The following is a 13,942-nucleotide window of genomic DNA, read 5'->3' as shown; positions in this document are numbered from 1 at the left end:
TGATGGAAGTGTTCCCTTGGGCACAAGGAGGGCCTCCCGCGCTCGGGGCGGTGCATATCTTCCTCTTTGAGGATCCCTCCCATGCATGCACGCGCACGACTTGGACTCCTTGGAGCGGTGGTGGTGCTGGCCTTGGCCGGCTGCATTCCAGAGACCCAGCTCCGGCCCACCCCGGATGCCCGCTCACCCGCTGGGGAGCCGACCGCCGTCGTGGCCGAGGCCCAGGGTGTGCAGCTCATCGCGGATGGCACCGCGTGGAAGGGGAGCCCCCGCAACCTCGAGACCCGCCTGACTCCGGTAGAGCTCCGCGTGGAGAACCACAGCGGCCGGACGCTGAGCATCCGCTACGCGGACTTCGATCTCGTGGGGGCGTCGAAGTTCCACTACGCCGCGCTCTCTCCCATGCTCATGCAGGAGGCGAACGCTCAGGGTCCCACCTGCGTCGCGGGGTACATGCCCCGGCCGTATTGGAGCGTGGGTGCCACGTGGGGTCCTCGCCGGGGCTGGTACCGGCAGCGCGCCTGGTGGCCGAACCCCTACTACGATCCCTTCTATGATCCGTTCTACGGGCCCCGCTCCTACGTGCGGTGCGAGGAACCGCTGCCCACGCAGGACATGATGGATCGTGCGCTGCCCGAGGGCACCCTGGAGGATGGAGGCACGGTGTCCGGCTTCCTCTACTTCCAGGGCGTGGGTAACCGCGAGCGCCAGGTCATCCTTCAGGCGCAGTTGGTGGATGCGAAAACGAACCAGCCGTTCGGAGAGCTGAGCATTCCCTTCCAGGTGCGCCGCGACTGAGCGCGCCCAGCCCTCCGGCGGGGAGCTCCGGGCTTACTGCTTGCCGAACTCGGCCTCGAGCGTGGCCTTGATGGCGGGCCGGGCAGCGAGCCGCTCGCCATAGGACTTCAGCGCGGCCGGCACCTGCAGCTTGTGGTGGTTGGCCCACTGCAGCATCACGAACATATAGGCGTCGGCGGCGGTGAAGTGGTCGCCCATGATGAACTGCTTGCCCTCCAGGTTCTTGGCGACGTAGTCGAAGCGCTTGCCGATCTTGTCTTGCGTGGCCTTCTTCTCGGCCTCGGGCAGGTTCGGGTTCCACAGCGGGCCGAAGGTCTTGTGGATCTCCGTGCTGATGAAGGCCAGCCACTCCTGCAGGCGGTAGCGATCGAACGAGCCAGCGGCGGGCGCCAGCTTCGTCTCGGGCTTCTGGTCGGCGATGTACTGCACGATGGCGATGTTCTCGGTCAGCACCTGGCCGTTGTCGAGCTCCAGCGCCGGCACATAGCCCTTGGGGTTGATGCCGTAGAAGTCCGCGCCCTTCTCGGTCTTGTGCGTGCCGAGATCCACCTTCACGAGGTCGAACTTCAGACCGGCCTCACGCAGCATGATGTGCGGGTTCTGCGAACAAGCACCGGGGGCGTAGTAGAGCTTCATGGCCAGCATCTCCAATGAAAGGGTTGGATGGGGGGCTCTGTATAAGAAGTGGGGTTCGGAAGTGCAGTAAAACCGTAGGCCGAGCTCCGCCATGTCACCGATCCATCATTCCTTTCGAAGCGCTTCCCGAGGTGCTGTCCTCCGCGTCTTGGTGTGGGTTGTTAGCATTGTGCTGCTCCTGGGGGCCGGAGCGTTCACGGTGTTCGACTGGATGCTCCGCCAGAAGTACGAGCCAGTGCTCGGCCAGCACCAGAGGGAGACCGCCAGCTGGGTGGACTTCTTCTGCGAGCAACAGGCGACACTCGCTGCGGATCCGTGGTTCCACGAGCCGCGCACCCCGGGGGACGCGGGGACGCTGCTGAACGCGTGGATGGCGTGGGATCCGTCACCGCCGCTCCCCAAGGGCTCGCCGCTGCTCATCCCCGCGGGCCTGCCGCAGAAGCACATGGACTTCCAGGACTGGCTCACCTCGAACGTGGACGTCTCCACCCTGGACTTTGGCTGGATGCGCCAGCTCCATGGGTATGACCGCTGGGACATCGTCCAGAACCCGCCCGTGGCGGTACCACAGCGCATCAACTGGGCCACGATGCGCATCCCCCACTTCGTCCCGTTGCTCGTGTGGGGGAAGTTCCGGCTGCTGCACGGGCTGAGGACAGGGGCACCCACCGAGGCAGCCCGGGACGTGCGCCAACTGGCCTGGCTGACCTACCGCACGGACACGCTCCTGGGCGGCGCTGTGGCGTCCTTGCTGCTCAAGTTCGAGCGTCAGGCCTATGACTCGATGAAGGATCCTCCGGCGGACTGGCAGCCCATGAGCCTCGAGCAACCCGAGCGGCTGCGGGTCCTCACCATGACGAGCCCCTCCTTCTCGCAGCTCTCGGCTCCCCTGGAGGTGGCTCAAAAGGCCCGGAGCTGTGGCGAGCCGGTGGTGACGCGCTGCGCGGCGCTCACGGAGGCCTCCTCCTTCGCGACGTACCTGCGGCCGCTGGCCAAGGACAAGTACCGGGACGTCTACGACGCATTCGCCCAGGAGCTCGCGGAGCGCCCCTGCGCCAACTCGCTCGTGCCAATGCTCTGGGAGCGGGGGGTGACGGTGCTGGAGGAGAACCCCGATCCGCTCATCCAGAGCCAGGTGGACTGGCCCAGCAGCTTGCCCGGCGCGTATGCCAAGAGGCACATGGTGGGAATCCTGCTCTCCATCGCCTCGCCGAGCTTCGAAAAGCTCAAGGAGTTCCGTGCCGACCTCGAGTCGGGCAAGTTCCAGCAAAAGCAGCCCTGAGCCCCGGGTGGAAGGCCGGGCGCTCCCGGCTCAGCGCTTGAGGTTGCGGAACGGGTTGTTGAAGGGCTCGGGGCCCTTCTTCTCCGAGGGCGCCGGCTTGCCACTGGGCGCACGGCTCGGCGCGCTGTCCCTCCCGCCCGAAGGCCGCTCCGTCATGCGCCCGGTGTTGGCCGCGGGAGGCCGGCCCGGAGACGCCTGCGCCGCCCCACCCTCCTGCACCGCGCGCACCGAGAGCGCCAACCGCTTGCGGGCCAGATCCACGGAGAGAACCTTCACCGTAAGCCGGTCGCCCACTTTCACGACCTCGGCCGGGTCCTTCACGAAGCGCGTGGCGAGCTGGGACACGTGCACGAGCCCATCCTGGTGCACACCCACGTCCACGAAGGCGCCGAACGCGGTGACGTTGGTCACCACGCCCTGGAGCACCATGCCCTCCTTCACGTCCTCCAGCGTCTTCAGGTCCTCCCGCATCGACGGCGCGGAGAAGTCTCCTCGCGGGTCGCGGCTCGGCTTCTCCAGCTCGGAGAGGATGTCTTGGAGCGTCAGCTCTCCGAGGTCAGGCCCCAGGTAGCGCTTCGGATCGATCTTCCGCACCAGCGAGGCGTTGCCCACCAGCGCGCTCACCTCCACGCCCAAGTCTTTCGCCATGCGCTCGACGACGGCGTAGCGCTCGGGGTGCACGGCGCTCGCGTCCAGCGGCTCGGGGCCTCGCACGCGCAGGAAGCCGGCGGCCTGCTCGAACGTCTTGGGCCCCAGACCGCTCACCTTGAGCAGCTCGCGGCGCGTGGTGAAGGCGCCCTTCTTGCTGCGGTGGGCCACCAGCTTCTTCGCCAGAGAAGGGCCCACGCCGGACACGTGCTCCAGGAGCTGCGGAGACGCGGTGTTCACGTCCACGCCCACGGCGTTCACGCACGAGTCCACCACCTCGCCCAGCTTCTTCTTGAGCAGGCCCTGGTCCACGTCGTGCTGGTACTGGCCCACGCCAATGCTCTTGGGATCGATCTTCACCAGCTCGGCCAGCGGGTCTTGCAGGCGGCGGCCGATGGACACCGCTCCACGCAGGGACACGTCCATCTCGGGGAACTCCTCACGAGCCACCTCTGAGGCCGAGTACACGGAGGCGCCCTGCTCGCTCACGGAGACGACGGGAACCTTCGCCTCGAGCTTCTCGAGCACCTCGCGCACGAAGCCCTCGGCCTCGCGGCTGCCGGTGCCGTTGCCCACGGCGATCAGCTCGGGCTTGTGCTTTTGCACCACCTCGGCGAGCTGCCGGGCGGCGCGGGCGCGCTCATCCGGCGAGCGCTCGGTGTAGAGGGTGGCCGTGGCCGCCACGCTGCCGGTGGCATCCAGCATCACCATCTTCACGCCGGTGCGCAGGCCTGGATCCAACGCCACCACGGGCCGCGTGCCCGCCGGAGCCGCCAGCAGCAGGTGACGCAGGTTCTCGCCGAACACGCCAATGGCCTGCCGGTCCGCGCGCTCCTTCAGCTCCGCGCGCAGCTCGGACTCCAGCGAGGGACCCAGCAGCCGCTCCCAGGCATCCTCAGCGGCGGCGCGCAGCTCCGGAGCAAAGAGCGCCTGGTGCTTCGTCACCACGCGCGAGGTGAGCAGGCCCTTGGCCTCGTCATCCGGGAAGAGGACCTTCACACGGAGCACCTGCTCGGCCTCGCCGCGCAGCAACGCCAGCACGCGGTGCGAGGGCGCCTGGGCGAGCGTCTCCTCGTGCTCGTAGTAGGACTCGAACTTGGTGGTCTCGTTCTTCTTGGCGGGGACCACCTCCGAACGCAGGCGCCCCTTCTGGACGCACAGCTCGCGCGCGGTGCGGCGCAGGCCCGCGTCCTCGGAGACGCGCTCGGCGCAGATGTCGCGCGCGCCCGCGAGCGCCGCCTCCACGTCGGGCACCTCCTTCTCCGGATTCACGTAGGGGCGCACCCGGGCGGCCTTGTCCTCGCCGCGAGGCACCTCCTGCTTCCAGATGAGGTCCGCGAGCGGCTCCAGCCCGCGCTCCCGGGCGATGGCGGCGCGGGTGCGGCGCTTGGGCTTGTACGGGAGGTAGAGGTCCTCCAGCTCGGTACGCGTCTTGGCACGCTGGATGGCCTTGACCAGCTCCGGCGTCAGCTTCCCCTGGCCCTCGATGGTGCGGAGAATGGTCTCCCGGCGGGCGTCGAACTCAGAGCGCTCGGCGGCGCGATCCAAGATGGTCTGGATTTGCACTTCATCCAGGCCTCCGGTGGCCTCCTTGCGGTAGCGGGCGATGAAGGGGACGGTGGCGCCCTCGGCATTGAGCGCGAGGGTCTTGTCCACCTGCTCGGGCTTGAGGCCCAGCTCCTGAGACAGCTCGACGGCGTAGGCATGCATGGCAGGCGGCACCCTATCACCCACCGCCCGCCGTGCCTGCTCTCCTCCCGCGGTACAAGGTCCAGCGTCAGACCTTGGAGCCTTCTACTGGATCCTCACCGTATAAGCACCGGTGCTCGAAGAGGCTCCCGCCACGCGGACGTAATAGGTGCCCGCTCCCGCGTTGGCGGTGAAGGTTCCAGGCCCCGCGCCGGTGTAGAGCGTCGTCGTCTGGTTCGGGGCGTACACGGTGAGCGTGAGGGTGATGCCCGTCGGCGTCACCGTGTACGGGGTGCCAGCCTCCAGCGTGACAGCGAAGAAGTCGATGTCCGTCGCGATCTCGATGTTGCCCGCGGTGGCCGTGCCCAGGGTGAGCACGGTGGCCCCCGTGAACGTGTCCGAGTGCTGGTCCACGCCGCGATCATTCAAGCGGTAGGAGTACGCGCCAACCCCGCCGACGACCTTCACGAAGTAGGTGCCGGCGACGGCGAATCTGGGCGTCACCCGCGCGCTCGTCGCGCTGGACGTGTCCTGTGTGAGCAGGGTGCCGGACGCGTCATACAGGTACAAGTCACAGTCGAAGTTGCTGGTGTTGCAGAAGAAGTCGAAGGCCTGGCCTGCGGCTGCCGAGAAGGAGAACCAGTCCACATCCCCGGAGGTCTCAAGGGACGCGCTGGTGGCCGTGGTGGAAGGCACGACAGGCGTCGCCGTGGCCAGGGTGTCCCCGTGGTCATCCACGCCCATGTCTTCCAGCCGGTACGAGTAGCCGTTGGAGAGGTTCCAGTTCCCCGACACCACTCGCAGGTAGTACGTGCCGCCCGTGTTGAACTCCCACCGCACGCGCGCCGACAGGGTCGACGTAGTGTCCGCCACGATGGTCGCCCCCGCCGCGTCGGTCAGGTACACGTCGCAGTCGATGTTCCCCGCGCTGCTGCAGTGGAACTCGTAGATGTGGCCCACAGCGGCCGTGAACGAGAACCAGTCCACGTCCCCAGACACGTCAATCTTCGCGCTGGTGTACGCAGTGGAAGGCACGATGGGCGTCGCCGAGGCCAAGGTGTCCCCGTGGTCATCCAGTCCCAGGTCCTCCAGCCGGTACGAGTAGCTGTTGGAGATGTTCCAATCCGCCACCACCGCGCGCACGTAGTACGTGCCGCCCGTGTTGAACTCCCACCGCACCCGCGCCGATAGGGTCGACGCAGTGTCCGCCACGATGGTCGTCCCGGCCGCGTCCGTCAGGTACACGTTGCAGTCCACGTTCCCCGCGCTGCTGCAGTGGAACTCGTAGATGTGGCCTGCCACCGCCGTGAACGAGAACCAGTCCACGTCCCCCGCCACCTCGAACTTCGCGCCGGTATACGTGGTGGACGCTGCGATGGGCGTCGCCGTGGCCAGGGTGTCTCCATGGTCATCCACGCCCTGGTCCTCCAGCCGGTACGAGTAGCCGTTGGAGATGTTCCAATCCGCCACCACCGCGCGCACGTAGTACGTGCCGCCCGTGTTGAACTCCCACCGCACCCGCGCCGATAGGGTCGACGCAGTGTCCGCCACGATGGTCGTCCCGGCCGCGTCCGTCAGGTACACGTTGCAGTCCACGTTCCCCGCGCTGCTGCAATGGAACTCGTAGACGTGGCCTGCCACCGCCGTGAACGAGAACCAGTCCACGTCCCCCGCCACTTCGAACTTCGCAGGGGTGTACGTGGTGGACGCGGCGATGGGTGTCGCTGTGGCCAGGGTGTCCCCGTGGTCATCCACGCCCTGGTCCTCCAGCCGGTACGAGTAGCTGTTGGAGGTGCTCCAGCTCCCCGTCGCCACCAACGCACGCACGTAGTACGTGCCGCCCGTGTTGAACTCCCACCGCACCCGTGCCGACAGGGTCGATGCAGTGTCCGCCACCACCGTCACTCCAGCCGCATCTGTCAGGTACACGTCGCAGTCCGAGCTCCCCCCGCTGCTGCAATGGAACTCGTAGATGTGGCCCGCAGCGGCCGTGAACGAGAACCAGTCCACGTCCCCTGCCACTTCGAACTTCGCAGGGGTGTACGTGGTGGACGCGGCGATGGGCGTCGCCGTGGCCAGCGTGTCTCCGTGGTCATCCACGCCCAGATCCTGAACCCGGTATGTGTAGTTCCCGAAGGTCGAACCCCCTGGCTGGATGCGGAAGTAATACGTGCCCGCAGTGTTCAGCTCCACGCGCACCGACGCGGAGGTGGAGCTCCCTGTATCGGAGGCAATCGTCGTCCCCGCCGCATCCATCAGCACCAGGTCACAGTCGAAGGCCGAGGTGCTGCACGCCACCTCGTAGATGTGACCGGCCACCGCCGTGAAGGAGAACACATCCACATCACCCGCCGCGTCGATCCGAGCGCTGGAGAAGGAGGTGGACGGCGTGACGGGCGTGGCATCGGACAGCGTGTTGCCGTGGTCGTCCGTGCCCAGGTTCTTCAGTTGGTAGGTATAGGCACCGATCGCCGCCGTGCCGCTGTAGACCCTCACGTAGAAGGTCCCGGCGACCCGCACCAGGTACGTCACCCGAGCGGTGGTGCTGGTACCGGTGTCGGACTGCACCACCGTGCCGCTGGAGTCATAGAGCACCACGTTGCAGTCGATGCCGCTGCCGGTGCAGCTGAACTCATAGGTGGTGTTGACCGCCCCCGAGAACGAGAAGTGGTCCAGGTCTCCCAGCGTCTCGATCTTGCCGGTACTGGTGGTGGTGGACGGGGTGATGGGCGTCGCCGTGGCGGGCGTGTCGCCGTGGTCATCCACGCCGAGATCCTTGAGCTGGTAGGTGTAGTTCCCGGTCACCGTGGTCGAGCCAGTCCCGTAGCGCAGGCGCACGTAGTAGGTGCCGGCGGTGTCGAACTCGTAGACGACCTTGGCGGAGGTGGAGGAGGTGTTGTCCCGGACCAGGAGGGCTCCAGCGCCGTCGACCAGATCGAGGTCGCAGTCGCCCGTTCCGGTGCAGGAGAACTCGTAGATGCCGCCTGCCGTGGCGCTGAAGGCGAAGACGTCGACATCGCCGGAGGCCTCAATCGCGCCAGTGGCGGTGCTCGTCATGGGCGTGAGGAGCGTGGCCGTGGCGAGCGTATCTCCGTGGTCATCCAAACCCAGGTCCTGCACCCGGTACGTGTAGTTTCCGAAGGCCGCCGTGCCCGGCTGGATGCGGAAGTAGTAGGTGCCCGCCGTATTCAGCTCCACGCGCACCCGAGCGATGGCGCCAGTGCCCAGATCGGAGGCAATCGTCGCCCCCGTTGCGTCCATCAGCACCAGGTTGCAGTCAAAGGCCGAGGTGGAGCACTCGACCTCGTAGATGTGGCCAGCCACAGCGGTGAACGAGAACACGTCCACATCTGTGGAGGCGTTGATCCTGGCATTGCTGTAGGTGGTGGACGGCGTAACAGGCGTGGCGCTTTCGTTCGTGTTGCCGTGGTCATCCGTGCCCAGGTTGCTCAGCTGGTACGTGTAGTCGCCGATCGTCGCGGTCCCGCTGGAGACTCTGAGGAAGAAGGTGGCCGCCGTGCGCGCCAGATACGTCACCCGCGCGTTGGGGCTGAGGCCGGTGTCCGACAGCAGCACGTTCCCGCTGGAGTCATAGAGCACCACGTTGCAGTCGATGGCGGTGGTGTTGCAGCTGAACTCGTAGGTGGTGTTCGCGGCTCCGGAGAACGAGAAGAAGTCCACGTCACCGAGCGTCTCCACACGGCCCGTGCTGGCGGTGGTGGACACGGTGATGGGCGTCGCCGTGGCGGCGGTGTCCCCATGGTCATCCACCCCGAGGTCCTCGAGCCGGTAGCTGTACCCGCCGATGACGGTGGTCGAAGCGTTCCCGAAGAACAGCTTCACGTAGTAGGTGCCTGCGGCGCCGATCTCATAGAGGAGCGTCGCGGACGAAGCGGGGGCGTTGTCCCGGGCCAGCAGCGTCCCGGCCTCGTCCACGAGATCGAGGTCGCAGTCGCCCGCGGCCCCCGTGCAGGTGAACCGGTAGATGTGACCCGCGGTGGCGCTGAAGGAGAACACGTCAAAATCCCCCGAGGTCTCGATCTGGCCGGGGGCGCTGCTCGCCATGGGCGAGATGGGCGCGGCCGTGGCGATCGTGTCCCCGAAGTCGTCCACTCCCAGATCCCTCACCCGATACGAGTAGCTGCCAATGGACGCCGTGCCCGGCTGGATGCGGAAGTAGTAGGTGCCTGCCGTGTTCAGCTCCACGCGCACCGCAGCGGAGGTGGAACGACCGGTGTCGGAGGCAATCACCGTCCCCGCCGAGTCCATCAGCACCACGTCGCAGTCGATGGCGGAGCTGGTGCACTCGATCTCGTAGATGTGCCCGGCCACAGCGGTGAACGAGAACACGTCCACGTCCGTGGAAACCTCGATCGTCGCGTTGCTGTAGGAGCTCGACGGAGACACGGGCGTGGCATCGTTGATCGTGTTGCCGTGGTCGTCCTCTCCCAGGCTCTGCAGCTGGTACGAGTAGCCACCGATCGTCGCTGTCCCGCTGGAGACCTTCACATAGAAGGTGCCAGCCGAGCGCACCACATAGGTCACCCGGGCATTGGTGCTGGCGCCCGTGTCGGACTGCAGAACGTTCCCGCTGGAATCATAGAACACCACGTTGCAGTCGATGGCGGTGGTGGTGCAGCTGAACTCGTAGGTGGTGCTCGCGGCTCCGGAGAACGAGAAGAAGTCCACGTCACCGAACGTCTCCACCCGGCCCGTGCTGGTGGTGGTGGAGGGGGCAATCGGAGTAGCGGCGGCCATCACGTCGCCGTGGTCATCTACCCCGAGGTCCCGGAGCTCATAGGTATAGGGCCCCAGGACGCCGTTTCCGCTCGAGACCTTGAAGTAGAAGGTTCCCGAAGCGGAGAACTCGAATACGACGAGCGCGTCCGACGACGGCCCGGTGTCCGAGGCCACCACCGTCCCGGACGCGGTCGTGAGCAGCACATTGCAGTCGAAGCTCGCCGAGCAGGTGAACTGGTAGATGTGGCCGGCCACGGCATCGAAGCCGAAGACATCCACATCGCTGGCGTTGTCGATCGTCCCGTTCGCCGGAGGCGCACCCGGCGTCACACCCGTGGAGGTATCGGGCGTGTTGCCATGGTCATCCAGCCCAAGGTCCAGCAGCTGGTAGCTGTAGGTGCCCGTCGGGTTGCCCGAGCTGCCACCCACCACACGCAGGGAGTACGTACCAGCCGCCGTGAGCTGGAGGCGAACCCTCGCCAGGGTGTTGGAAGAGGTATCCGAGGCCAGCACCGTGCCGGTCGCGTGCACCAGTTCCACGTTGCAATCGATGGTGGTGCCCGTGCAGGTGAACTCGTAGAGGTGGTTGGCCGCGGCGGAGAACGAGAACACGTCCACATCCCCCGAGATCTCCAGGGTGCCGTTGGCCGCAGGCGCTCCGGCAGTGATGGCCGTGGCACTCGCCAGGTCATCGCCGTGGTCATCCATCCCCAGATCCACCACGCGATACGAGTACGTCCCCGCTGTGCTGGAGACGCTGGCGATCCGGAAGTAGTAGGTCCCTGCAGTGCCCACCTCGTAGACGACCCGCGCGTTAGCGCCGCTGTTGGAGGCGAGCACCGTCCCCGCTGCGGTCATCAGCTGCAGATCGCAGCTCAAGTTGGCGCTGGTGCAGGTGATCTCATAGATGTGGTTTGCCAGCGCCTCGAAGGAGAACACGTCGACATCCGCAGACGTGTCGATCCGGCCGCCCGCCACGGGAGCGTCCACGACGACCGGGGTCGAAGTCGCGGGTGTATCCCCGTGCTCATCGGTCCCCAGGGACACGAGCTGATAGCCGTAGCTCCCGGTGGCTACCGGAGTGCTCTTCACGTGCAGGAACCAGGTCCCCGCCTGAGGCAGCCGGTAGAGGATTCGCGCGTTGGCGCTCGAGGACGTGTCGGACGCCACCGTGCCTCCGCTGGAGTTCACCAACAGCACATTGCAGTCGACCGAGGTCCCCGTGCAGGTGAACTCGAAGACCTCGTCGGCGGCGCCGCTGAAGGAGAACACGTCCACATCGCCCGGGGTCTCCAGTTGGCCCGAGCCAGACATCGGTACGGTGAGAGCCGTCGCGGTGCCGGAGGTATCTCCGTGGTCGTCCACGCCGAGCTCCTCCAGCGAGTACGTATATCCCCCGGCCGCCCCGGAGTCGGTCTGCACCCGGAAGTAGTACGTGCCGCCCGAGTTGAACTCGTAGGTGATGACAGCCGTCGTCTCGGGGCCGGTGGCGCTCACGATGACGGAGCCGCTGGCGTCGAGCAGCTCGGCATCGCAGTCCAACGCGCTGCTGCTGCACGTGAACCGGTAGATGTGGCTCGCGGTCGCGGAGAAACGGAAGACATCCACGTCGCCCGCGACCTCCAGCTGGCCAGCGCTGGACGCCGCCCCCGGGGTGATGGCCGTGGCCGTATCGATCGTGTTGCCGTGGTCATCCACGTACTGGGACTCCACCTGCCACGTGTACGAGCCCATGGCGGCCGCTGAACTCGCGGAGATGCGCAGGTAGGCCGTACCCGCGGAGAGGAAGGTGTGGCTGAGCCGCACGGAGTCCGAGCTCGCCGAGCCGGAGGCCAGCACCGTGCCCGCGCCGTCCTGCAGCTCCAGGGTGCACGTGAAGGCCGTCGAGGCGCAGGTGAACGCATAGACGAAGTCGGCCTGGACCTCGAGCTTCAGGAAGTCCACATCCCCGGGCACCTCCAGCCGGGCGCTGGTGGGCGTGGCCGCCGGAGTGACCGCCGTGGCCGTGGCGAGAGTGTCGCCGTAGTCATCGAAGCCCAGGTCCTCCAGCCGGTACGTGTAGCTGCCCACGCCGCCCGAAGAGAGCCGGAAGAAATACGTCCCCGCCTGGGTGTACTCATAGACGATGAAGCCCGTGCCCCCGTTGTTGTCGGTGGCCAGCACGGTGCCCGCCGCGTTGGAGAGACTCACGTGGCAGTCCGAGACACCTCCGGCCGGGTTGCAGGTGAAGGCATAGATGTGGCCCGCCTGCGCCTGGAACGAGAGGACGTCCACGTCATCGGGGCGCTCGAAGCCGCCATCCGCGGGCGGCGCACCGATGATCACGGGAGAAGACTCCGAGGCCCCATCCCCGTGGTCATCCACGCCCAGGTCCGTCACGGTAAAGGAGTAGGCCGCACGCACCTTCCCCGTGGCCTCCTGGACCCGCAGATAGTAGTCCCCCGAGCTGGTGATGCGCGTGAGCCCCTGCGGCGCCACCTGCTGGCTGGAGACCACCACCGTCGTGCGATCCGGCGCGATGAGCTCGAGCTTCAGCGAGGCCGTGCTCGTGGCGCTCCAGGCCGCCTCGAAGCGGTAGCTGTGGCCCGCCGTGAGCGGGAGCTTCACCACGTCCCGATCTCCGTCGAACTGCAGCGCTCCCGCCACCGGAGTTCCGCTCGGAGTCGTCAGGACGGTGGCAAGCGCCGGCTCATCCGCGAAGTCATCCACGCCGAGGTCCACGATGGACAGGGTGTAGGCGCCCGCATCGCCGCTCACGGAGGAGCGGATCCGGAAGTACAGCTCACCGGCGACCGTGGCCTTGTGGACGAGCTGCACGGGAGTCTGTCCGCTGTGATCCGAGGCCAGCACCGTGGTGCCGTCTGCGGCATACAAGTCCAGATCCAGCCGCTCGCTCGCCGCACTCGTGGCCACCACCTCGTAGATGTGCCCCGCCGAGGCGGTGAGCTTCAGCCAGTCCTCGTCACCCAAGGGGCTCAGCGTGTGCGCCTCGTTCTGCGTCCCACCCGCGTCCACGGCGCGCGCGAGCGCCGGGCACTCATCGGGCTCGAACGAGTCTCCCTCCGTATGCTGGCCCGTGCAGGTGACGGTCTGCTCCGGCTTGCACTCCTCCCCGTCCGGCTCATAGCCGCTCACGCACGAGCAGACAGCCTGGCCATTGGACACACTGCAGTCCGTCTTGTTCGGCAGGGTGCAGGGATTGGGATCGCACGGGTTGGGGACGACGCACGTGCCTCCCGGTCCTTCCACAGTCCCCGGATCGCATCCACAGACGGCCCGGTCTGCCACGACGAGGCAGATCCGGCGGCCTGGCTGGAGGCACGGATTCGGCTCACAGGGGTTCTTTGGAGGCTCGTTGTCCTTGACGCAGGTGAGCCCGTCCGCGTGGTAGCCCGCATCACACATACAGGCGGGCCGTCCGTCGCTGGCCATGCAGTGCCCAGCGCCACAGACCACGCCTTCACAGGGATTCGCAGGGGACTCGCCGCCGTGACAGCTCGCGACGCTCAAGGAGAAGACCAGCGCACACAGCGCCAGGAGGGTTCCCTTCAGCAGATGTCTCATCGATCTTTCACTCCGTGCCGCGCTTCCCACTCGGGCCGCAAGAGGCCCCAAATCTGTTGATCCCTACGCTGTCCCTGGACGATGCAGTGCCCACGCCACAGCCCCTCCAGGACGAACCCCAGCTTGCGCGCCACGGCCTGCGAGGCGAGGTTCTCCGGCGTGGTGGTGAGCCAGATGCGATGGAGTTCGGGAGTGGAGAACAGGCGCTCCAGCATCATCGCCACCGCGCGGGTACCGATGCCTCGGCCGATGAACTCCTCGGCGAGCATGTAGCCCACCTCGACGCGGCCGTGGAACCGGGAGAACTCGCGCGCGGCGACCGTGCCCGCAATGCGCCCTTCCACCTCCACCATCCACCGGAAGCCCTTGGCGTGGGGATCGGTCACATCGCTGCTCGCCTCGCGCAAGCGCTTGAGCAGGGACTCGCGGTTGTTGTCGTCCAAGGGCAACAGGCGCCGCGAGGTGGGGCCGTTCCGCATGGCGATCCAAGCATCGAGGTGCTCGGGCAACGCGGGGACGAGCTTCACTTCCGGAGGGCTCATGGGAGGCGCAGCGTACAGCCTGCGCCTCCCTGGCTGGAACAAC

At 66.9% G+C, this 13,942-nt stretch carries 6 protein-coding genes; 2 read left to right on the top strand and 4 right to left on the bottom strand.

Annotated features, from left to right (window positions below; genetic code table 11):
- Positions 1 to 81: 81 nt before the first annotated feature.
- Positions 82 to 798, top strand: a complete 717-nt coding sequence (locus DB31_RS19985) for a hypothetical protein (RefSeq protein WP_044190337.1) — start codon at positions 82 to 84, stop codon at positions 796 to 798.
- 33 nt (positions 799 to 831) lie between these two features.
- On the opposite strand, the gene gstA is transcribed toward DB31_RS19985, so the two are convergent.
- Positions 832 to 1,434, bottom strand: a complete 603-nt coding sequence (gstA, locus tag DB31_RS19980) for a glutathione transferase GstA (RefSeq protein ID WP_044190334.1) — start codon at positions 1,432 to 1,434, stop codon at positions 832 to 834.
- Positions 1,435 to 1,582: 148 nt separating this feature from the next.
- Between gstA and DB31_RS19975 the strand changes: the two genes are divergently transcribed.
- On the top strand, positions 1,583 to 2,716 hold the full coding sequence (locus DB31_RS19975) for a hypothetical protein (RefSeq protein ID WP_157232088.1): 1,134 nt from the start codon (positions 1,583 to 1,585) through the stop codon (positions 2,714 to 2,716).
- Between the two features lie 30 nt (positions 2,717 to 2,746).
- On the opposite strand, the gene DB31_RS19970 is transcribed toward DB31_RS19975, so the two are convergent.
- The 3 genes from DB31_RS19970 to DB31_RS19960 all read right to left on the bottom strand — a co-directional run bounded on the left by DB31_RS19970 (position 2,747) and on the right by DB31_RS19960 (position 13,899).
- On the bottom strand, positions 2,747 to 5,074 hold the full coding sequence (locus tag DB31_RS19970; RefSeq protein ID WP_044190832.1) for a Tex family protein: 2,328 nt from the start codon (positions 5,072 to 5,074) through the stop codon (positions 2,747 to 2,749).
- Positions 5,075 to 5,158: 84 nt separating this feature from the next.
- On the bottom strand, positions 5,159 to 13,357 hold the full coding sequence (locus DB31_RS19965; RefSeq protein WP_044190327.1) for a pre-peptidase C-terminal domain-containing protein: 8,199 nt from the start codon (positions 13,355 to 13,357) through the stop codon (positions 5,159 to 5,161).
- On the bottom strand, positions 13,354 to 13,899 hold the full coding sequence (locus DB31_RS19960; RefSeq protein ID WP_044190322.1) for a GNAT family N-acetyltransferase: 546 nt from the start codon (positions 13,897 to 13,899) through the stop codon (positions 13,354 to 13,356). Before DB31_RS19960 ends, DB31_RS19965 begins: the two co-directional genes overlap by 4 nt.
- Between the last annotated feature and the right edge of the window lie 43 nt (positions 13,900 to 13,942).

Origin of the sequence: Hyalangium minutum, from assembly GCF_000737315.1 — a bacterium.
GTDB lineage: Bacteria > Myxococcota > Myxococcia > Myxococcales > Myxococcaceae > Hyalangium > Hyalangium minutum.
Note: the sequence above shows the minus strand (reverse complement) of the source record. Positions and strands in the feature narration are given on the sequence as shown.